General features: G+C 68.4%; 17 protein-coding genes. 10 read left to right on the top strand and 7 right to left on the bottom strand.

The window, feature by feature from the left end:
• Nucleotides 1-176: 176 nt before the first annotated feature.
• Entirely contained in the window at nt 177-563 is a 387-nt protein-coding gene (locus V7Q48_RS16135) for a hypothetical protein (RefSeq protein WP_333839659.1), read from the top strand.
• Nucleotides 564-581: 18 nt separating this feature from the next.
• Here V7Q48_RS16135 and V7Q48_RS16130 read toward each other — a convergent pair whose 3' ends face one another.
• Nucleotides 582-1,562: an NAD(P)H-dependent flavin oxidoreductase gene (locus tag V7Q48_RS16130; RefSeq protein ID WP_333839657.1), complete on the bottom strand. Its 981-nt coding sequence runs from the start codon at nt 1,560-1,562 to the stop codon at nt 582-584.
• A gap of 155 nt (nt 1,563-1,717) precedes the next feature.
• Between V7Q48_RS16130 and V7Q48_RS16125 the strand changes: the two genes are divergently transcribed.
• The 6 genes from V7Q48_RS16125 (at nt 1,718) to V7Q48_RS16100 (ending at nt 10,101) form a co-directional block, all read left to right on the top strand.
• A complete protein-coding gene (locus V7Q48_RS16125; RefSeq protein WP_333839655.1) occupies nt 1,718-3,058 on the top strand; it encodes a dicarboxylate/amino acid:cation symporter in 1,341 nt (446 codons plus the stop codon).
• 198 nt (nt 3,059-3,256) lie between these two features.
• Nucleotides 3,257-3,919, top strand: coding sequence for a ribulose-phosphate 3-epimerase (gene rpe / locus V7Q48_RS16120; protein ID WP_333839688.1), 663 nt, complete (start codon nt 3,257-3,259; stop codon nt 3,917-3,919).
• 4 nt (nt 3,920-3,923) lie between these two features.
• Nucleotides 3,924-5,930 (top strand): heparinase II/III family protein, encoded by a 2,007-nt coding sequence (locus V7Q48_RS16115; protein ID WP_333839653.1) that lies wholly within the window; start codon nt 3,924-3,926, stop codon nt 5,928-5,930.
• An 11-nt stretch (nt 5,931-5,941) separates the two neighbouring features.
• Nucleotides 5,942-7,531 (top strand): bifunctional phosphoribosylaminoimidazolecarboxamide formyltransferase/IMP cyclohydrolase, encoded by a 1,590-nt coding sequence (gene purH, locus V7Q48_RS16110; protein ID WP_333839651.1) that lies wholly within the window; start codon nt 5,942-5,944, stop codon nt 7,529-7,531.
• A 316-nt stretch (nt 7,532-7,847) separates the two neighbouring features.
• Nucleotides 7,848-9,332, top strand: a complete 1,485-nt coding sequence (locus V7Q48_RS16105) for a histidine kinase (protein WP_333839649.1) — start codon at nt 7,848-7,850, stop codon at nt 9,330-9,332.
• A 10-nt stretch (nt 9,333-9,342) separates the two neighbouring features.
• Entirely contained in the window at nt 9,343-10,101 is a 759-nt protein-coding gene (locus tag V7Q48_RS16100) for a LytR/AlgR family response regulator transcription factor (RefSeq protein ID WP_333839647.1), read from the top strand.
• Nucleotides 10,102-10,133: 32 nt separating this feature from the next.
• On the opposite strand, the gene V7Q48_RS16095 is transcribed toward V7Q48_RS16100, so the two are convergent.
• The 6 genes from V7Q48_RS16095 to lgt all read right to left on the bottom strand — a co-directional run bounded on the left by V7Q48_RS16095 (nt 10,134) and on the right by lgt (nt 15,675).
• Entirely contained in the window at nt 10,134-10,670 is a 537-nt protein-coding gene (locus V7Q48_RS16095; protein ID WP_333839645.1) for an adenine phosphoribosyltransferase, read from the bottom strand.
• A gap of 118 nt (nt 10,671-10,788) precedes the next feature.
• Nucleotides 10,789-11,607 carry a cytochrome c1 gene (locus V7Q48_RS16090; protein WP_333839643.1) on the bottom strand — a complete coding sequence of 273 codons (819 nt, stop codon included), beginning with the start codon at nt 11,605-11,607 and terminating at the stop codon, nt 10,789-10,791.
• Nucleotides 11,608-11,637: 30 nt separating this feature from the next.
• Nucleotides 11,638-12,918, bottom strand: coding sequence for a cytochrome b (locus V7Q48_RS16085; protein ID WP_333839641.1), 1,281 nt, complete (start codon nt 12,916-12,918; stop codon nt 11,638-11,640).
• A gap of 12 nt (nt 12,919-12,930) precedes the next feature.
• On the bottom strand, nt 12,931-13,524 hold the full coding sequence (gene petA / locus V7Q48_RS16080) for a ubiquinol-cytochrome c reductase iron-sulfur subunit (RefSeq protein ID WP_333839686.1): 594 nt from the start codon (nt 13,522-13,524) through the stop codon (nt 12,931-12,933).
• Between the two features lie 239 nt (nt 13,525-13,763).
• A complete protein-coding gene (locus V7Q48_RS16075) occupies nt 13,764-14,813 on the bottom strand; it encodes a class I SAM-dependent methyltransferase (protein WP_333839639.1) in 1,050 nt (349 codons plus the stop codon).
• Between the two features lie 25 nt (nt 14,814-14,838).
• Complete coding sequence (gene lgt, locus V7Q48_RS16070) at nt 14,839-15,675, bottom strand: prolipoprotein diacylglyceryl transferase (protein ID WP_333839684.1); 837 nt, start codon at nt 15,673-15,675, stop codon at nt 14,839-14,841.
• A 361-nt stretch (nt 15,676-16,036) separates the two neighbouring features.
• On the opposite strand from lgt, the gene V7Q48_RS16065 reads away from it, so the two are divergent.
• From V7Q48_RS16065 to V7Q48_RS16055, 3 genes are read left to right on the top strand one after another with little or no spacing between them, the layout of a single operon-like run.
• Complete coding sequence (locus tag V7Q48_RS16065; protein WP_333839638.1) at nt 16,037-18,838, top strand: [protein-PII] uridylyltransferase; 2,802 nt, start codon at nt 16,037-16,039, stop codon at nt 18,836-18,838.
• 19 nt (nt 18,839-18,857) lie between these two features.
• Nucleotides 18,858-19,418 (top strand): YqgE/AlgH family protein, encoded by a 561-nt coding sequence (locus V7Q48_RS16060; protein ID WP_333839636.1) that lies wholly within the window; start codon nt 18,858-18,860, stop codon nt 19,416-19,418.
• A gap of 48 nt (nt 19,419-19,466) precedes the next feature.
• Nucleotides 19,467-20,624, top strand: coding sequence for an AI-2E family transporter (locus tag V7Q48_RS16055; RefSeq protein ID WP_333839634.1), 1,158 nt, complete (start codon nt 19,467-19,469; stop codon nt 20,622-20,624).
• Nucleotides 20,625-20,626 lie beyond the last annotated feature (2 nt).

Below are 20,626 nucleotides of genomic sequence, written 5' to 3'. Positions count from 1 at the left end.
ATTCTTCATACTGCTGTGCAGAAAAACCGCAGATTTTCGGGGTTTGCTCCTTCGCAGCGACCCGCCGTCGTTCATACCGGAGGCCCGAATCACGGGTTTGTGATCGCAGTCCGGCCCATCCGGCGACGCGGATCGCGCGACTTGATTTCTCGCGCGTGCCGGTGCCAGGTGTGGCCATGAACAGTCAGATCCGCGCGCTTGCCGCCGCCTCCGCCCATGCTCTCGTCACTGGCCGCAAGGTGGCCGGCCTCTACGATCATGCGGAAAAGCGCGAGCGCGCGATCGCCGCCGAATGCCGGGCACCATCGCTGCGCGGCTTTGACGGGGATCGGCAGAGCGCGTTCGGAGGGACGCTGCCCGCGATCCACGATGTCGGCAGCGGGTCGGGCTTTACCCTGGCGCACGAAGGCGGCCGCACCTGGGGCCGTGACGAGGCCAGCGGCACCGACTTCACCGTCGAACTGCGCGACGGCCTCGTGCAGATCTACGACCACGCCGCGGCGCAGTGGTTTTCCTACGATATCCGCGAAGAGGATTCAGGCTTCGGCTTCGTGCGCGGCTGAGGCGCTGCGCCCGAACTTTTACGACCGGGCGTCGAGCATCCGGCCCAACCGGTCGCGGATGACGGCTTCGGCCTCGGCCACGATGCGCTCCACCAGGTCCTTCACGGTGGGAACATCGTGGATCAAGCCGACCACCGTGCCGGCGGTCCAGATCCCATGGTCGATGTCGCCGCTGACCAGCCCCTCGTGGCCGCGCGCGCCCTTCACCAGATGGGCGACGTCGGCAAACGGGCGCCCTTCAGCCTCGAGGCGCAGCACTTCCTGGCTTATCGCGTTACGCGCCACGCGGGCGCTGTTGCGGTAGGTGCGGAAGATGATGTCGGTGGCGCGTTCGTCCGCCTCGACCATGGCCTGCTTGAAGTTGGCGTGAAGCGGTGCTTCCTGCGTGGCGCAGAAGCGCGTGCCCATGTTGATCCCCTCGGCCCCGAGCGCCAGCGCGGCGGCGAGGCCGCGACCGTCGCCGAAGCCGCCCGAGGCGATCAGCGGGACCTTCACCACGTCGGCCGCGGCGGGAATGAGCACGAGGCCGGGGATGTCGTCCTCGCCGGGGTGGCCGGCGCACTCGAAGCCGTCGATCGAGATCGCATCCACGCCCATCCGCTCGGCCGAGAGCGCGTGGCGCACCGCCGTGCACTTGTGGATCACCTTGATGCCGTGCGCCTTGAAGTGCTCGACATGCTCCTGCGGGCGATGGCCCGCCGTCTCGACCACGCCGATGCCCGCCTCGATGATCGCGGCGCGATATTCGGCGTAGGGCGGCGGGTTGATCGAGGGCAGGATGGTCAGGTTCACGCCGAAGGGGCGGTCGGTCATTTCGCGCGTGCGGGCGATCTCGTGGGTCAGCGCCTCGGGCGTCGGTTGAGTCAGCGCGGTCAGCATGCCGAGCGCCCCGGCATTGGCCACCGGCGCAACGAGGTCTGCGGTGCCGACCCACATCATTCCGCCCTGAACGATGGGATGGTCGATGCCGAAGGTCTCGGTGAAGCGCGTCTTGATCATGGCCTGATCCGTACACCGGCGCTGGGCGGTCGCCAAGTTTAATTGAGCGATTGAACAACAGGCCTTGCGAGGTCTAGGCGGATCGGTGGTCGGCGGCTATCGGATGGGGAAAGGAAGGGTATCGGGCTAGGCGCTCGGCCAAGGAGGAGAACGCCATGGTCCATTTCACCGCCGACGAAGGCCATGCCGTGCCGCCACCTGCGCCACCGGCGACTCCGGCCGGCCCGCGGCACTGGTACACGCACCTCTACGTGCAGGTTCTGGCCGCGATCCTCGCCGGCGTGCTGATCGGCCACTTCGCACCCACCACGGGCGAGGCGCTCAAGCCGCTGGGCGACGGGTTCATCAAGCTGGTCAAGATGATCATCGCCCCGGTGATCTTCCTGACCATCGTCACCGGCATCGCCGGGATGCGCGATCTGGGCGCGGTGGGGCGCGTGGCGGCCAAGGCCTTCGGCTACTTCCTGTTCTTTTCGGCACTGGCCCTGGTGCTCGGCATGATCGTCGCCAATGTGGTGCGCCCCGGTGCCGGGCTCAACATCGATCCCGCCAGCCTCGATGCCGGCAAGGTCGCCGACTATGCCGCCAAGGCGCACGAGACGACGCTCGTCGGCTTCCTCCTCGGCGTCATCCCCGACACGTTCCTCTCCGCCATCACCGGCGGCAACATCCTGCAGACGCTGTTCGTGGCGATCCTGTTCGGCATCGGCCTGGCGCTGACCGGCGCGCGTGGCGAGCGCGTGACGGCCGCATTGGAGGACATCGCGATGGCGATGTTCAAGGTCGTGGGCATCCTGATGAAGGCGGCGCCGGTGGGCGCGTTCGGGGCCATGGCCTTCACGGTCGGCAAGTACGGCCTGTCGACGCTGGCCAACCTCGCGCTGCTGGTCGGCACGTTCTACCTGACCTCTGCGCTGTTCGTCTTGGTCGTCTTGGGCGCGGTCGGGCTGTGGGCGCGGTTCTCGATCCTGCGGCTGATCGTCTATCTCAAGGCCGAACTTCTGCTCGTGCTGGGTACATCATCATCCGAAAGCGCGCTGCCGCTGCTGATCGAGAAGATGGAGCATGCCGGCTGCCCGCGCAGCATCGTCGGGCTGGTCGTGCCCACCGGCTATTCGTTCAACCTTGATGGCACCAACATCTACATGACGCTGGCGGCGCTGTTCATCGCGCAGGCGACCGGCGTGGAATTGAGCCTGGGGCAGCAACTGCTGCTGCTCGGCGTTGCCATGCTCTCGTCCAAGGGCGCGGCCGGGGTGACGGGGGCGGGCTTCATCACGCTGGCGGCGACGCTGTCGATCGTGCCCAGCGTGCCGGTAGCGGGCATGGCGCTGATCCTGGGCGTCGACCGCTTCATGTCGGAATGCCGCAGCCTGACCAACTTCATCGGCAATGCCGTGGCGACGATCGTCGTCTCGCGCTGGGAGGGGAAACTCGACCACGATGCGCTCGACGCGGCGCTGCATGGGCGCACGGTTCCGGCGGCGCGGGCCTGAGCCGGCCGGGCAGGGCTGGCAGGGCAAGGGCTGGCCATCGCCCCCGCTTCAGACCCGAAACGGATCAGCCATGCGGATCGGCGCGCAAGATTTGCTTGTGGCGCCGATTCCCCGCCGGTAAGCGCGGCAGGCACGCCCGGCTTGGCGAACCTGCCGGGGCGGGCTACTCGTTCACGCTTGCCTGACCGGATGACATCGATGCCCGTGCCGCTGATTTCCCCCTCGATCCTCTCTGCCGACTTTGCCCGGCTGGGCGAGGAAGTGCGTGCGATCGACGCGGCCGGGGCAGACTGGATCCATGTCGACGTGATGGACGGGCATTTCGTGCCCAACATCACCATCGGCCCGGCGGTGGTGAAGGCGCTGCGCCCGCACACGACCAAGCCGTTCGACGTGCACCTGATGATCAGCCCGGTGGACGGCTACCTTGAGGCGTTCGCCCAGGCCGGCGCGGACATTATTACCGTCCATCCCGAGGCCGGGCCCCACGTGCATCGGACCGTCCAGGCGATCAAGGGCCTCGGCAAGAAGGCGGGCATCTCGCTCAACCCGGCAACGCCCGCCAAGATGCTCGACTACCTGATCGACGACATCGACCTCGTGCTCATCATGAGCGTCAATCCCGGGTTCGGCGGGCAGAGCTTCATCACCAGCCAGCTCCGCAAGATCGAGGCGGTGCGCAAGATGATCGACAAGAGTGGCCGCGCCATCCATCTCGAAGTGGACGGCGGCGTCGACACCACCACGGCGCGCAGCTGCGTCGATGCCGGGGCGGATGTCCTGGTGGCGGGCACGGCCAGCTTCCGCGGCGGGCCGGACCAGTACGCCGCCAATATCGCCGCGCTGAAAAGGATCGACTGAACCCGTGAGCGAACCCGGCTTCTCCATCGCACGCGGCAAGCCTGCCGCCTCCGACGGGGCCGGGTCTGCCAACGCGCGCGACGACGCCAGCCCAGCGCTGCCGCTCGGCTTGGAGGATGCAGTCACGCCGCGGCTGCGCGCAGGGCGCAACCAGCCCGCGCCGCGCGTTGCGGCCACCGAGAATATCGGCGCCGACACGACTGGCGCGGACAATCCCGGCGGGCTTCCACCCCTGCCCCCCGTGCCCGCGCAGGAAGACCTGCCGCTGCGGCCCGAGGTGGTCGAGCCGGGCCGCGCGCTGGCACTGGCCGATTTTTCGCCGCCGGCGGTCAGCGCGGGTGAGCGCCTGCTGCGCCTCGCCTACAAGCTCGGCGTCCCCGCCGGGGCGCTGCAACCGTTCCGCAAGCGGGCGCGGCCGCGCCTGACCGCGACCGTCGCCAATCCGCTGCCCGGCGATGCCGCGGCCGGCAAGGCCCTGCGTGCCGGGCATTTCCTAGTGCACGGGATGAAGACCGCGATAGCGGATACCGCCTTTTCCGGCCCGCACCTGCCACCGCCGTTCGAGCGCATGGTCCACGGCTTCGGCTGGCTTGCCGATCTCGAGACGAGCGGCCCGCGCCAGCAATGCGCCGGTCTGGCGGAGCGCATCCTCGGCATGTGGCTCAACGCCAATCCCGGCCCCGCCACCGGGCCCGCCTGGGACGTCGGCCACACCGGGCACCGCCTGCTCGGCTGGCTGATTCACGCGCCGCTGCTGCTGTCGGGCAACGACAAGGTGTTCCGCAGCCGCATGCTGCACACCATGGCCGAGACCGCGCGCTGGCTCGACCGCCACGTCACGCGCGCGGATGACAAGCTGGCCGAGGTGGTCGGCTGGTCCGCGATCGTCGCCGCCGGCCTGCTCATGGCCGAGGGCCGCCCGCGCCGCCTGTTCGGCGAGGCCGGGCTGATCCGCGCGCTGGGCGATCTCGTCGGCGACGACGGCGGCGTCCTGTCGCGTAGCCCGCTCGGCCAGATCGAGGCGATCGCGGTGCTGGTCCGGCTCAAGGCCTGCTATGCTGCGGTGCGCCGCGATCCGCCGCAGCAGATCGACACGATCCTGTCGCTGCTGGTGCCGCCGCTGCTCGCGATGCTGCATGGCGACGGCGCCTTGGGCAGCTGGCAGGGGGCAGGGGCGGTCGGCGCAGACCAGATCGCCGCATTGATCAAGGCCAGCGGTGTGCGCACGCGTCCTTTGCGCGACGCGCGACAGTGGGGTTACCAGCGCGTCGGCGCCGGCAAGTCGGTGCTGCTGCTCGATGCCGCGCCCCCGCCGATCGCCCGTCACGCGCGTGACGGCTGTGCCTCGACCCTGGCGTTCGAATTCAGCCACGGCGCCGAGCGGCTGATCGTCAATTGCGGCGGCGCCGCCTTTGCCGGCGGGCTGATCCCGCTGCGGCTGGCACAGGGCCTGCGCGCCACGGCCGCGCATTCGACGCTGACGATCGACGATTTCAATTCGACCGCCGTGCTCATCAACGGCAAGCTCGGCAGCGGCGTGTCCGAGGTCGAGGTCGACCGCCGCACCCTGCAGACCGACGGCAGCTATGCCGCCTCGGGGCCGGGGCAGGCGACGCGGATCGAGGCGAGCCACAACGGCTATGTCAGCCGCTATGGCCTGTTGCACCAGCGCATCCTGATCCTGCGCGACGACGGCACCGAGCTGCGCGGCGAGGACCTGCTCGTGCCACAGGCCAAGAAGGGCAAGCGCGGCACGATCGGTGTCGCCTTGCGCTTCCACCTCGGCCCGCATATCGAGCTGGCGCAGGGCCAGGACGGCCTCGGCGTCACGCTCGCGCTGCCCGACGGCGGCCTCTGGCAGTTCCGCTCGGGACGCGATGCGGTGACGATCGAGGACTCGCTCTGGGCCGACGGGCAGGGCCGTCCGGTGGGCACGCGCCAGCTCGTCATCACCGCCAAGATTCCCCGCAGCGGAGAGAGCTTCTCCTGGCTGCTCAAGAAGATGAGATAGGAATTTCCAAAGTGAGCGATGTGACGATCCGCCGGGCGCTGCTTTCCGTGTCCGACAAGGCCGGTCTGGTCGAGCTGGGCCAGGCCCTGGCCGCGCGCGACGTGGAACTGGTTTCGACCGGCGGCACCGCCAAGGCGCTGCGCGAGGCGGGCCTTGCGGTGAAGGACATTTCCGAACTCACCGGCTTTCCCGAGATGATGGACGGCCGCGTCAAGACGCTGCACCCCAAGGTCCACGGCGGCCTCCTCGCCGTGCGCGACAATGCCGAACACGCCGCCAGCATGGCCGAGCATGAAATCGGCGCGATCGACCTCGTCGTCGTCAACCTCTATCCGTTCGAGGCGACCGTCGCCAAGGGCGCAGACCGCGACGAGGTGATCGAGAACATCGACATCGGCGGCCCCTCGATGGTGCGCTCCGCCGCCAAGAACCACGATTACGTCACTATCCTGACCGATCCGGCCGACTATGCCACGCTCACGGCCGAGCTGGAGCAGACCGGCGGCGCCACCACGCTGGCCTTCCGCCGTGCCATGTCCGCCAAGGCCTATGCCACCACCGCGGCCTATGATTCGGCGATCGCCACCTGGTTCGCGACCGTCGACCAGCAACAGCACTTCCCCGCGACGCTCGCCAGCGCGCACGGCCTCGTCACCACGCTGCGGTATGGCGAGAACCCGCACCAGACGGCCGCGCTCTATGTTCCGCGCAAGCCTGCCGTGACCGGCCTGCCCCAGGCCGAGCAGATCCAGGGCAAGGAGCTGTCGTACAACAACTACAACGACGCCAACGCCGCGCTCGAGCTGGTCGCCGAATTTGTCGGTGAAAAGCCCACGGTTGTCATCGTCAAGCACGCCAACCCCTGCGGCGTTGCCAGCGCCGATACGTTGCTCGATGCCTGGACGCAGGCGCTGGCCTGCGACAGCGTCTCGGCCTTCGGCGGCATCGTCGCGGTCAACCAGCCGCTCGATGGCCCCACCGCCAATGCGATCTGCGACATCTTCACCGAAGTCGTCGTCGCGCCGGGCGCCGATGATGCCGCGCGCGAGGCCTTTGCGCGCAAGAAGAACCTGCGCCTGCTGCTGGTCGACAGCCTGCCTGAAGCCAAGCGCGCCGGCCTTGTAACCGTGCCGATCGCCGGCGGCCTGCTGGTGCAGGACCGCGACAACGGCGCAATCACGCGCGAGGACCTCAAGGTCGTGACCAAGCGGGCGCCGACCGATCAGGAACTCGACGACGCGCTGTTCGCCTGGACCGTTGCCAAGCACGTCAAGTCGAACGCGATCGTCTATGCCAAGGACGGCGTCACCGCCGGCATCGGCGCCGGGCAGATGAACCGCCGCGACAGCAGCCGCATCGCTGCCGCAAAGGCGCAGGAAGCCGCACAGACGCACGGCTGGAGCGAAGCGCGCACCGTGGGTGCCGCCGTCGCCTCCGACGCCTTCTTCCCCTTCGCCGACGGCCTGATGGCTGCGGTCGAGGCCGGCGCGACGATGGTGATCCAGCCCGGCGGCTCGATCCGCGACGAAGACGTGATCAAGGCCGCGGACGAGGCCGGCCTTGCCATGGTCTTTACCGGCATGCGCCACTTCCGTCACTGAGCAATCAGCTCCTTCCCGCTCGGGCGGGAAGGAACCTGATCTTCTGTACGCAAGCCTTGCTTGGGCGCCCTTCGACAGGCTCAGGGCGAACGGTAGTTGGATTTCCACAACCGACATCCGTTCAGGCTGAGCCTGTCGAAGCCACGCGCGCCGCGGTGCCCATCCCGCGCCCGCCAAAGCCGCTGGCAAGCTCTGCGCGAACGGTGCTCGAGTTTCATCAAACAACACCCGTTCGGGCTAAGCTTGTCGAAGCCCGGCGCGCCCCCGTGGCAGTCAAGCGTTCACCAGAACTGCCACCGCCGTCGATCAACGGCGCATGGCGTTCGACGGCGGCACTGGCGCGGGCACGCGTGGTGGCTTAGCGATAACCATGGCCTCGACGCAGCGCGACGACCGCGACTCCGCTTTTACGCATCTCCCGCCCGGCACCGGGCATGTCACCGCCCGGCAGGTCGTGCTTTCGGCCACGGCGCTGTGGCTGTGCTATTTCGTGCTCGTCTCAATCCGCTGGGCCGTGGTCGGCCCGCCCGACAGCGACATGGCGATCTGGATCGAGCTGCTGTGGCGGCGGGCGCTGGTCACGCTGGCGGGCATTGCCGTCACCGTTCTCGCCTGGCCCGTCTTGCGCCGCTTCGACGACCTGCGCATGGGCCTGCGCGTCGGCGTCGCGCTGGCGATCATGCTACCTGGCGCGGTCCTTCTTGCGGTGATCAACCAGCAGGCCTTCGCCCCGCTCGAGGCGCATTGGGACCAGCAGGACAAGGCCGAGGCCGCGCGCGGCGATGCCCAGCGCAACATGGGCGGCAACGTGCTGATCGACATGGCCCCGCCTACGCCCGTGATGCCTCCGGCTCCTCCAGCGCCTCCGGCCCCGCCCTCTCCAGGCTCTTCACAGCCTGCGCCTGCAGCATCGCCGGCCGTACCGGCCACGCCGATCCAGCCGTTCGAGGTGCGCCATCGTGCCGATGGCTCGACCGAGATCACCGGGCCGGGCGTCCACATCGTGACCAAGGAACCCGCGCCCGACGCCAAGCCGGCCAAGGCTGCGACGGAAACGCAGGACAACGGGTTCTGGCAGGAACTGACCGACATCGCGCTCGGCCGCTATTTCCTGCTCATCGCCTGGGCGGCGCTGTACCTGGCGCTGGGCAACGCCGAACAGCGCCGTGCCGCCGAATGGCGCGAGGCGGAATATCGCCGTGCCGCCAAGGCCGCCGAGCTGCGCTCGCTGCGCTACCAGGTCAATCCGCACTTCCTGTTCAATACCCTCAATTCGCTCTCCGCGCTGGTCATGGTCGGTCGTGCCGAGGAGGCCGAGCGGATGATCCAGACGATCTCCAGCTTCTATCGTCACAGCCTCGCCGCCGATCCGACGTCGGACGTGCCGCTGGCGGACGAGATCGCGCTGCAGCGGCATTACCTGGCCATCGAGGGCGTGCGCTTTCCCGATCGCCTGCGCGTCGAATTCGAGGTGCCGGAGGATCTCGAACACGCCTGCGTGCCGGGCATGATACTCCAGCCGCTGGTCGAGAATTCGATCAAGTACGCGGTCTCGGCCACCACGCGCCCGGTGACGATCAGCATTCGCGCCCAGGCGGTCGCCGACCTGCTCGTGCTTACCGTGGCCGACGACGGGCCTGGCACCGCGGTGGTCGGCGGGGGCACCGGCATCGGCCTCGACAATGTACGCAACCGCCTCGCCGCGCGCTTCGGTGCCGAGGGCCGTATCGAGAGCGGACCGCTGCCGGCCGGCGGCTATGCCACCGTGCTCACCCTTCCCATCATTTCCAACTTCTGCTGAGGTTATCCCGATGCGTACCCTGATCGTCGATGACGAACCGCTGGCCATCGAGCGGATGCAGATCCTGTGCACGCGCATTCCCGCGCTGCAGATCGTCGGCACCGCCGCTGACGGGGCGGCGGCGCTGCGCCTGGTGGAAGCACTGACGCCCGACCTCGTCATGCTGGACATGACCATGCCCGAGCTGGATGGCCTCGGCGTCGCCCGTACGCTCGCGCGCCAGACGCCGCGCCCCGCGGTAATCTTCGTGACTGCGCACGATCACTTCGCGGTCGAGGCGTTCGATTGCGATGGGGTCGACTACGTACTCAAGCCCGTGGCGCAGGACCGTCTGGAGCGTGCCGTAGAACGGGCTCTGGCTCGCCGTGCGGGTGGCGAGGCGGCGGCGACGATCGCACCGCCTTCGCCCACGCCGGCGCCCGAGCCCTCGGCCAATCAGTGGATCGAGGAATTCTGGGTGCCGCATCGCAGCGAGCTGGTGCGCGTGGCCGCCACCGACATCGACCGCATCGATGCGGAGCGTGACTATGTCCGGCTCCACGTCGGCTCGCGCAGCTACCTGATGCTGCACACCATCCAGCGGCTCGAGGACCGGCTCGACCCGGCGCGCTTCATCCGGCTGCACCGCTCGACCATCGTGCGGCGCGATCGCATTCTCGGCCTGCGCCACGATGGCCTGGGTGTGTGGTCGGCCGAACTGGCCGATGGCACCATGCTGCGGATCGGGCGGACCTACCTCGCCAAGGCCAAGGCGATGGCCGGGCGCTGAAGCGCGAGCGGTTGGCGGACCCGGCGTAAGGTTCAGTGGCCGGGGAAGTCCATCAGGGCATCGACGATCACGCCCGCGGCCCGCAGGCGCTCGGCACCGCCGAGGTCGGGCAGATCGATGACGAAGAAGGCGTGGGTGACGATCGCCCCGGCATTGCGCAGCAGCTCCGCCGCCGCGAGCGCGGTGCCGCCCGTTGCGATGAGATCGTCGACGATGGCGACGCGCTGGCCCGGGCGGATCGAGGTCGGATCGATCTCCAGCCGGTCGCTGCCGTATTCGAGGTCGTAGTCGACGCCGATCGTCGGGACCGGCAGCTTGCCCGGCTTGCGCACGGGGATGAAGCCGATCCCGGCGCGCGCGGCCGCGGCAGCTCCGAAGATGAACCCGCGCGCTTCCATCCCGGCGATCATCGCGGCCTCGCTCGCGCGGCTGCGCTGCGCCAGATGGTCGATCGCGGCGGCAAAGCCTGCGCCGTGGCCGATCAGGGTGGTGACGTCACGGAACAGGATGCCTTGGGCCGGGAAGTCGGGCACGGTGCGGACAAGAGCCTTGAGGTCTTCGGGCGTCATCGCGGGGTTTCCTGTCGAGGTCATCGTGTGCCTTTGGCTCCGGGCCACAAAAAAGGCCACCGTTTCCGGTGGCCTTTTTCATGCGATCTGTCGCAATCGCTCAGTGGACCCCGAGCGCTCAGTGGACCTTGGCCCAGACGTTGCGCTTGGCGAGATAGGCCAGCGCGGTCGCCGCGATGAGGAAGCCAAGCACGGCCCAGCCGGTCTGCTTGCGCTTTTCCATCTTGGGTTCGGCGGTCCAGGTCAGGAAGGCGGCGACGTCGGCCGACATCTGCGCCTTGGTGGCCTTGGTACCGTCGCCGTACGTCACCTGATCGTCCGCCAGCGGCGCCGGCATCGCGATGTTCAGGTTGGCGAAGTAGGGGTTGTAGTAGAGGCCGTCGGGCGTCTTGCTGTCGGGGAACTTCTTGACGAGGTCCGCCGGCTGATCCTGGTAACCGGTCAGCAGCGAGTAGACGTATTCCGGCCCTTCGTGGCGCGCCTTGGTGACGAGCGAGAGATCCGGCGGGTTGCCGGTGCCGGCGTAGTAGACCTTGGGGAAGTGGTCGGCGGGCACGTTGTCGCGCTCGGTCTCGTCGCCGGTCTTGGGATCGACGACCTTGACCTTGGTGCCCCAATCCTTGGCGATCGCCTTCACTTCGGCTTCGGAATAGCCGAGCGCGGCGAGGTCACGGAACGCGACGAAGTGCAGGGAGTGGCAGTTCGCGCAGACTTCCTTGTAGACCTGGAAGCCGCGCTGCAGCTGCGCCCGATCGAACTTGCCGAACGGCCCGTTGAACGAGAAGCCGGGCTCCGGCTCCTTGGGCGCGAGGTGGTACATTTGCACGGCAGTGGCCGGCTCGGGCTCGCGGATCGCCTGGATCGCACCCACTCCGAACGACCAGAGCAGCGCGACGGCGAAGAAGAGGCCGACAAGAGGACCAAAAAGACGGACCATGGGGTTCTCTCTCTTTTGCGGTTCGCTGGCTCAGGCCGCGGGGGCTTGAGCGATCTGGTCGTCCTTGCCCAGCACGGCCTCGGTGATGGAGAAGGGCAGCGGGGCCGGCTTCTCGATCGAGGCGACGATCGGCAGGATGACGAGGAAGTGGAGGAAGTAGTACGTCGCGGCGATCTGCGAGATCAGCACGTACTTGGTTTCCGCCGGCGAGCCGCCGCAATAGCCCAGCACCAGGACGTCGATGACGAGCAGGTAGAAGAACTTGCGGAACAGCGGACGATAATGGCCCGAACGCACCGGCGAGGTGTCCAGCCAGGGCAGGAAGAACCACACCAGGATGGCGCTGAACATGGCGAGCACGCCCATCAGCTTGGCCGGGATGAACAGGAAGTCCGCGGTGAAGGCGCGCAGGATCGCGTAGAACGGCCAGAAATACCATTCGGGGACGATGTGCGCGGGCGTCGAGAGCGGGTTGGCCTGGATGTAGTTGTCCGGGTGGCCCAGCATGTTCGGCATGAAGAACAGCAGCGCGCAGTAGAGCACCGCGAAGACGCCGAGCCCGAAACCGTCCTTGGCCGTGTAGTACGGGTGGAACGGCACGGTATCGGATTCGGTCTTCACTTCCACGCCGGTCGGGTTCGACGAGCCCGGGATGTGCAGCGCCCAGACGTGCAGGATCACCACGCCCAGGATCACGAAGGGCAGCAGGAAGTGCAGGCTGAAGAAGCGGTTGAGCGCGGCGTTGTCGGGCGCGAAACCACCGAGCAGCCACTGCTGCAACGGCTCGCCCACGACCGGAATGGCCGAGAACAGGCCGGTGATGACCTTGGCGCCCCAGAAGCTCATCTGGCCCCACGGCAGCACGTAGCCCATGAAGGCGGTGGCCATCATCAGCAGGAAGATCGTGACGCCCAGCAGCCAGATCATTTCGCGCGGCGGCTTGTACGAGGCGTAGAAGAAGCCGCGGAAGATGTGGATGTAGACCACCACGAAGAACGCGGAGGCGCCGTTGGCGTGGCCGTAGCGCAGCATCCAGCCCCAGTTCACGTCGCGCATGATGTGCTCGACGCTGTCGAAGGCCACGCCCGCGTTGGCGGCGTAGTGCATCGCCAGGACGATGCCGGTGACGATCTGCAGCATGAGGCACACGCCGGCGAGAATGCCGAAGTTCCACATGTAGTTGAGGTTGCGCGGTACCGGATAGCCGGCGCCGACGGCGTTATAGACGAAGCGCGGCAGCGGCAGCTTTTCGTCCAGCCACTGCATCAGCGGGTGGCTTGGCTTGTAATGGTTGGCCCAGGGAAAGCTCATCGCGGTCTATCCTCAACCGATCTTCACGACAGTGTCGGACGTGAATTCATAAGGCGGCACTTCCAGGTTCTTGGGAGCGGGGCCTTTGCGGATGCGTGCGGCGGTATCGTAGACCGAGCCGTGGCACGGGCAGAAATAGCCACCGAATTCGCCCTTCACCTCACCCTCGCCGGCGCCCAGCGGGACGCAGCCGAGGTGCGTGCAGACGCCCATCGTGATGAGCCAGTTCTTCTTGCCCGCCTTGGTGCGCTCTTCCAGCGTCTGCGGATCGCGCAGCGTGGCGGCATCGACCTTGTCGGCCTCGCCGATCTCGGTCGGCGTCAGGTTGCGCACGAAGACCGGCTGCTTGCGGAACACGGCCTTGATCGCTTGGCCGGGCGCGATCTGCGAAATGTCGATTTCGGTCGAGCTTTCGGCCAGCACGTCTGCGGACGGCGCCATCTGCGAGACGAGCGGAACGAGCACGGCCAGCCCCCCCACGCCCGCGAAACTCACCGCCGCGATATTGATGAAATCGCGCCGGCGTACACCCGTATCCCCGTCCGCGCTGTCATGCACGGCGGGCAAATCTGTGCCGCTTGCGTTCACAATTGCCTCATCAGCCATTGATAATCCCTGCCTGCTGCCGCCCCGCCGCAACGACCGGGCACGGTAACTATCCCCCTCCTTGCGCGCGGCGGCGATGGTGCCGCAGGACAAGCGCGCCTGAGCCGCCGTGAATTGCACGTGCCGGGCCCAGTAACTTATGCAGGGGTGATAGCCACAGTTGCGCAGCTTTGCCAACAGGCATTTTATCCGGCCAAACGCGCGATTTTTGCGCTGCCGCAATGCATGAGTATATTCGCCTAGAAAGCCGCGCCGGCCGGCCAGCCACCGCCGGCAAAGCCCATGACCTTGAACAGGCTGCCCATCTGCGCCGGGTCGACCAGTCGCTCCAGTGCTCGCGCGACCGATCCGGCGTGCGGCGGCGCTGCGTTCGCGAGTTGCGCCGCACGCGCCTCGATCCCCAGGCGGCGCAGGAACAGGCCTTGCTCGATTACCCCGTCGACACGGGCACCCGCGGCCTCGATCACGGGCACGAGCGCGGAAAAATCGACCAGCGTGGTGAGGTCGGCCTCGCCGGGATGGGCGAAGGGATCGACCTTATCATGCGCGCGCACCGCCTGCAGCGTGCTGCCCGTCCGGGCCTCGGCATGGCCGTAGTCGATCCACAGCGCAGCCCCGCCCTGCGTGGCCAGCCGGCTCGCGATGTCGGCGGTGACGGCGGCGGCGGCGGGGCTGGTCTCGAGGATTGTGCATTGCGCGGCATCGGCGTGCGCGGCGGGTACGGCCGCATCCATGGGCTGGCTGCCGGCGACGGGCAGCAGCCGGCCGGCGGCCTCGTCCCAGCCCACCATGCGCTCGCGCCAGCCCTGCTCGGTCCTGACCAGCTGGCGCACCGGCAAGGCATCGAGAAATTCGTTGCCCACCACCAGCAGCGGCACATCTTCGGGCAGGGTGGAGGCGTCGTCGTGCCAGGTCGCCTGGGCGAAACGCTGGCGCTGCAGGCCGCGCAATGCCGGGCTGGGTTCCACGAAATGCACCTCGGGCACCAGGCCGTTGCGGGCGGCGGCGCGCAGCGCGTCCTGCGCCAGGGTGCCACGCCCGGCGCCTGGCTCGACATAGGCGATGCGTGCAGGGCGGCCCGCGCGGTGCCACTGGTCGGCCAGCGACAGGCCGATCATCTCGCCGAACATCTGGCTGATTTCCGGCGCGGTGATGAAGTCGCCGCCCACGCCGAGCGGGTCGCGCGTGGCGTAATAGCGCGCGTTTGATTCGGCCATGTAGTGCGCGATGCTGATCGGCCCGGTGGCCCGGATCAGGCGCGCGAAGACCTGCAGCAGTGTCTCGGCCATGGCCGTGCTACCCGTTGCGGGGCGATCAGGCCGTGGCCGGGGCCGCGGGCGTGCCGACCGGCGGGCGCATCAGCGCACGCACCAGCAGGAACAGGCCGATGGCCAGCATCGGCAGCGTCAGCCACTGGCCCATCGACAGCCCGGTGCGCAGCGCGAAGTCCTCCAGCTGGGCGTCGGGCTCGCGGTAGAACTCGACGATGAAGCGCGACAGCGCGTAGCCCGTGGCGAAGGTGCCCATCAGCAGGCCCGGGCGCCAGCGGGCCCGAGTCTTCCAGAACAGGGTGATGAGCACGATCGCCAGCACCAGCCCCTCGAGCAGCGCCTCGTAAAGCTGGCTGGGGTGGCGCGGGTTGGGCCCTGCGCCCGGGAAGACCATCGCCCAGGGAACGTCGGCGGTGGTAACGCGGCCCCACAGCTCGCCGTTGACGAAGTTGGCACAGCGGCCGAACAGCAGGCCGATCGGCGCGCAGGGCGCGATGTAGTCGCACACGCGGATGAAGCTGAGGCCGTTGCGCCAGCACACGAAGGCGATCGCGATGACGGTGCCGGCCAGCCCGCCGTGGAAGCTCATGCCGCCCTGCCACAGCTTGAGCAGGTCGGCCGGATGACTGAACAGCTCGGGCGCATAGAAGATCGCGTAGCCGAGCCGCCCGCCCAGGATGATGCCGAGCGTCGCATAGAAGAACAGGTCGTCGGCGTGGCGCTGCGCCAGAGGTGCGCCGGGCTGGCGGATCATGCGCGACAGGTGCCAGTAGCCCAGCAGGATGCCGGCAAGATAGGCCAGCGAATACCAGCGCAGCGCAAAGAAGCCGAAGTCCCACGCGATCGGGGACAGGCCCAGCTGGTCCCAGTGCAGCGGCATGTGCGCCGCAGGAGCAACGGCTGCGCCTGCGGCGGCGAGCGCCGGCAGCAGGGCGCCGGGCGCAACGAGCGATGCGGCTTGCGCCAAGACGGCAGGGGACAGGACGGCAAGGTACAAGGCGGCAGGCTCCGTCATCGGGATAGGGTCATCGCAAAGGGTGGCCACCTGCCCGGAACCGGCGCAGGGCCGCGGGTGGCGTTCGGCCATCGGCGCGCCTTCTGGCACAGGGGCCAAGCCGCTGGCAAACCAGAAAGGGCGTCTGCGCCAGGCCCCATTGCCAAAACGGGCATTCGCTCTTGCCGTGTTGGCGTCGATCCCTACGATGGGCGTCTCTTAAGGCATTTACGTGTATCGGGCCGGCATGACACTTCCTCGAATTGCCCAGCAACGCGCCATCATCGATCGCCGGACCGTGGCCGAATCCGTCGTGCAGGCGCTGGCCCAGGCCGGGGGCGATGCTGCCGCCGCCCGCCCCTTGGTGGTCGAGCACTTGCGCGCCGCGCTGGCCGATGGCCGCGCCGAATTGGCCCGCCGCCTGCTGGCCCGCCCTTCCGCCGGCTACGACTGCGCGCAGGGCCAGGCCTTCCTGGTCGATCAGCTGGTCCGGGTGATCCACGACTACGTCATCGGCCACGTCCACGCGGCCGGCACGCGTGGGCCGAACGAGCGGATCGCGGTGCTGGCCGTCGGCGGCTATGGCCGCGGCGAGATGGCCCCGCATTCCGATGTCGACATTGCCTTCGTCACCCCGGTCAAGCCGACCGCGTGGTGCGAGCAGGTGATCGAGGCGATGCTCTATTTCCTGTGGGACCTCGGGCTCAAGGTCGGCCATTCGAGCCGCTCGCTCGACGAGACGGTGCGCATGGCCAAGGGTGACCTCACCATCCGCACCGCGCTGCTCGAGGGCCGCTACGTCTGGGGCGACCGCGCGGTCTACGATGCCTGCGCCCAGCGCTTCTGGTCCGAAGTCGCCGCTGGGACCGAGCGGCAGTTCGTCGCCGAGAAGCTCGCCGAGCGCAACGTGCGGCACAAGCGCCTGGGCGACAGCCGCTACGTGGTCGAGCCCAATGTCAAGGAAGGCAAGGGCGGGCTGCGCGACCTGCACACACTCTACTGGATCGGCAAATACGTGCACAAGGTGCGCGACCCGTCCGAGCTGGTCGATGTCGGCCTGCTCACGGCGGCGGAATACCGCGCGTTCCACCGCGCCGAGAACTTCTTCTGGGCAGTGCGCTGTCACCTGCACACCATCACCCGCCGCGCCGAGGATCGCCTGACCTTCGACCTCCAGCGCGAGGTCGCGGCGCGGATGGCCTTTGCCGATCGCCCGGGCAAGAGCTCGGTCGAGCGGTTCATGCAGTTCTTCTTCCTGCAGGCGACGCAGGTCGGCTCGCTCACCGGCGTGTTCATGTCGCAGCTGGACGAGCAGTTCGCGCGGACCAAGCCCGGCTTCTTTGCCGCCCTGCGCCAGCGCCGCCGCCGCAAGATCGCGGGTTTCCCGATCGTCGCCGACAAGGTCTCGGTCCCGTCCGATGAGTTCTTCGCCGACGATCCGGCAAGGCTGGTCGAAATCTTCGTCGTGGCCGACAAGCACGGCCTCGAGATCCACCCCGATGCGATGCGGCTGGCGCGGCGCGATGCCGGTCTGATCGACGGCGCGGTGCGCAAGGACCCGCGCGCCAATGCCCTGTTCCTCGAGTTGCTGACCAGCCGCCACGATCCCGAAACCGTGCTGCGCTGGATGAACGAAGCCGGCGTCTTCGGCCGTTTCGTGCCCGATTTTGGCCGTGTCGTCGCGCAGATGCAGTTCGACATGTATCACCACTACACGGTCGACGAGCACACCATCCGTGCCATCGGCCTGCTCGCGCGGATTGAGAAGGGCGAGGAGCGCGAGCCGCATCCGCTCGCCAGCGTGGTGGTCGAGAAGGTCGCCTCGCGCCGCGTGCTTTATATCGCCACGCTGCTGCACGACATCGCCAAGGGCCGGCGCGGCGACCATTCGGTGCTGGGCGCCGAGGTCGCGCGCAAGCTGTGCCCGCGGCTCGGCCTCTCCCCGGCCGAGACCGAGCTGGTGGCCTGGCTGGTGCGCTGGCACCTGCTGATGAGCGCCACCGCGTTCAAGCGCGACCTTGCCGACTACAAGACCATCGCCGATTTCGCCGCGCAGGTGCAGAGCGTGGAGCGGCTGCGGCTGCTGCTGGTGCTGACCATCGTCGACATTCGCGCGGTGGGCCCGGGGATCTGGAACTCGTGGAAGCGGCAGTTGCTGGGCGATCTGTTCATCCAGACCGAGGAAATGCTGCGCCTGGGACACAAGCAGCACGGCCGGCCCGAGCGGATCGCCGCCAAGAAGAAGGCGGTGGGCGAGCTGCTGAAGGAGCGCGCCAACCTCATCGGCACGGTCGGGCGGCAGCTGGGCGAGGCCTACTGGATCGCCGAGCCCGAGGACATCATCGTCCTCAACCTGCAGCAGATGGATGCCGCGCAGGGCGAGCCGCTCTCGGTCGAGGCGCACTACTATCCGGCGCGCGGGGCCACGCTCGTCACCGTCCTGGCTGCCGACCATGCCGGCCTGTTCTACCGGCTCGCCGGCGCCATCCACCTCGCCGGCGGCAACATCATCGACGCGCGCATCCACACGACGCGCAACGGCCTCGCGATCGACAACTTCCTGGTGCAGGACCCGCTCGGCCGTCCGTTCAACGAGGAGCGGCACATCGCGCGCCTCAAGAACGGCATCGCCGATGCGCTGTCCAACCGGGTCAAGCTCATGCCGCAACTGGCGGCACGCCCACCGGCCCGCGCCCGTGCCGAAGCCTTCGACGTGCAGCCGATCGTGATCTTCGACAACAAGGCCTCGAACCGCTTCACCGTGATCGAGGTCGGTGCGCGCGACCGGCCGGCCCTGCTCGGGCGGCTGGCCCATGCCCTGTTCGAATCGCGGCTCGTGGTCCATTCCGCGCATATCGCCACCTATGGCGAGCGCGCGGTCGACACCTTCTACGTCACCGACATCCTTGGCGAGAAGGTGACGAGCGAAACCCGGCTGCGCACGCTCGAGCGGCGCCTGCTCGAGGCGACCGAGGATCCGGGTGCGCTGGCCGCAGGCAGGCCCGATGCCGCTGCCCAGGCGGCAGCGGGCAAGGCCGTGGCGGCCTGAAGAAGGAGCGAGGCCGATCATGCAGGATCTTGGCTACCTTGGCGGACGGCTCCTCCTGGCGATGCCCGGGATGATGGACCCCCGCTTCGACCATGCGGTCATCGCGCTGTGCATGCACGATGCCAACGGGGCCTTCGGCATTGGGCTTGGCAGCACGCGCGAGGGGATCACGGTCCACCGCCTGCTCGAGGACATCGGCATCGAGCCGGGCGACGTGCCCGACGGCCCGGTGCTCCATGGCGGCCCGGTGGAGCCGACGCGCGGGTTCGTGCTCCATTCGAACGATTGGGGCGGCGAAGGCTCGGTGACCGTCTCGCCGCTGGGTACCCTCTCCGCCTCACTCGATGTCTTGCGCGCCATCGCCGAGGGTCGTGGCCCGACGCGCTGGATCATCGCGCTCGGCTATGCCGGGTGGGCGGCGGGACAGCTGGAAGAGGAAATGCACCATCACGGCTGGCACGCGGCCGAAGGGGACGCATCGATCCTGTTCGACACCCCGGTCGCCGATCGCTGGGCGCAGGCGTGGCGCGCATCCGGCATCGATCCCAGCCATCTCGCGGCCCAGACCGGCCACGCCTGAACGATCGCCATACATTGCCTAGGGTCGTCGCTTGATCGGCCGAGTTGGATGAAGACCATGCCAGACGAACATGCCGCCCCGCCAGGAACCTGGACCCGCTCCGAACAGGACGGAGTGTCGGATGGCCCCGGGGCCGATGGTGTGCGGTCGGACAGCGCATGGCAGGGCAAGGCGGCGCTTGCCGCAGTCGGCATCCTGCTGATTGCCGCGATCTATACGCTCCGCGATTTTCTCCCCGCGCTCGGCTGGGGCGCGATCCTGGCCGCATCGCTCTGGCCGCTTCACGTCCGCGCCGCCCAACGCTGGCCGGCCGGGCGCGGATTGATCCTGCCTGCGGTGTTCACCGGCGCGGTCATGCTGATGTTCGTGATCCCGCTGGTCATGGTCGCCAGTGCCGTGCTGCACGACAGCATGGCCGTCTCGCAATGGGTGGAGCAGGCCCAGGCGCAGGGCATCCCGGTGCCCGACATTCTCGGCCACCTGCCGTTCGGTGCCCGCCTGGTCCCCTGGTGGCAGGCGACGCTGGCGACGCCCGAGGGGATCGACCGTCTGGCGCGCCAGGCGCCGCACATCAGGCTGGCGACCGGCGAACATATCCTCGGGCTCGTCAGCCACCGGGTCTTGCTCTTGGTGTTCATGCTGCTGACGCTGTTCTTCATCCTGCGCGATGGCGAGCGTGTCGCCGCGGCGCTCGGCGTCGGCACGCGCCGGGCGTTCGGCGCTGCGGGCCTGCGCGTGGCAGAGCAGGCCGTCACAGCGGTGCGCGGCACGGTCAACGGGCTCATCGTCGTCGGCTTCGGGCAGGGCGTGGTCATGGGGGGCGCCTATGCGATCGCGGGCGTGCCCCATGCGGCTCTGTTCGGCTTCCTCACCGGCCTCCTGTCGGCGATCCCGCTCGGCGCCGGCGTGGCCATGGCCCTCGCCGCGGCATCGCTGCTTGCCGCAGACCAGGCCATGGCGGCGGCGCTGGTCTTCGCCTTCGGCAGCGTGGTGATCTTCGTCGCCGACCATTTCGTCCGACCCGCCTTCATCGGCGGTGCCACCCGTCTCCCCTTCCTGTGGGTGCTGCTCGCCATTCTCGGCGGCATCGAGACCTGGGGCCTGATCGGACTCGTCATCGGCCCCGCGCTGGTCGCTGCCCTGATGCTGCTTTGGCGCGAATGGGTGGGATCCGCCCGAGGCCCCCTCAACCCCTCACACCCCTGATC

The organism is Novosphingobium sp. (assembly GCF_036803765.1).
Taxonomy (GTDB): domain Bacteria; phylum Pseudomonadota; class Alphaproteobacteria; order Sphingomonadales; family Sphingomonadaceae; genus Novosphingobium.
Note: the sequence above shows the minus strand (reverse complement) of the source record. Positions and strands in the feature narration are given on the sequence as shown.

Coding starts and splice junctions, on each gene's coding strand:
- V7Q48_RS16130 (WP_333839657.1), bottom strand. CDS start 1,562: ATGATCAAGACGCGCTTCACCGAGACCTTCGGCATCGACCATCCCATC.
- rpe (WP_333839688.1), top strand. CDS start 3,257: ATGCCCGTGCCGCTGATTTCCCCCTCGATCCTCTCTGCCGACTTTGCC.
- lgt (WP_333839684.1), bottom strand. CDS start 15,675: ATGCCGCTGCACTGGGACCAGCTGGGCCTGTCCCCGATCGCGTGGGAC.
- V7Q48_RS16100 (WP_333839647.1), top strand. CDS start 9,343: ATGCGTACCCTGATCGTCGATGACGAACCGCTGGCCATCGAGCGGATG.
- V7Q48_RS16085 (WP_333839641.1), bottom strand. CDS start 12,918: ATGAGCTTTCCCTGGGCCAACCATTACAAGCCAAGCCACCCGCTGATG.
- V7Q48_RS16090 (WP_333839643.1), bottom strand. CDS start 11,607: ATGGTCCGTCTTTTTGGTCCTCTTGTCGGCCTCTTCTTCGCCGTCGCG.
- V7Q48_RS16075 (WP_333839639.1), bottom strand. CDS start 14,813: ATGGCCGAGACACTGCTGCAGGTCTTCGCGCGCCTGATCCGGGCCACC.
- petA (WP_333839686.1), bottom strand. CDS start 13,524: ATGGCTGATGAGGCAATTGTGAACGCAAGCGGCACAGATTTGCCCGCC.
- V7Q48_RS16065 (WP_333839638.1), top strand. CDS start 16,037: ATGACACTTCCTCGAATTGCCCAGCAACGCGCCATCATCGATCGCCGG.
- V7Q48_RS16055 (WP_333839634.1), top strand. CDS start 19,467: ATGAAGACCATGCCAGACGAACATGCCGCCCCGCCAGGAACCTGGACC.
- V7Q48_RS16105 (WP_333839649.1), top strand. CDS start 7,848: ATGGCGTTCGACGGCGGCACTGGCGCGGGCACGCGTGGTGGCTTAGCG.
- V7Q48_RS16125 (WP_333839655.1), top strand. CDS start 1,718: ATGGTCCATTTCACCGCCGACGAAGGCCATGCCGTGCCGCCACCTGCG.
- V7Q48_RS16095 (WP_333839645.1), bottom strand. CDS start 10,670: ATGACGCCCGAAGACCTCAAGGCTCTTGTCCGCACCGTGCCCGACTTC.
- V7Q48_RS16060 (WP_333839636.1), top strand. CDS start 18,858: ATGCAGGATCTTGGCTACCTTGGCGGACGGCTCCTCCTGGCGATGCCC.
- V7Q48_RS16135 (WP_333839659.1), top strand. CDS start 177: ATGAACAGTCAGATCCGCGCGCTTGCCGCCGCCTCCGCCCATGCTCTC.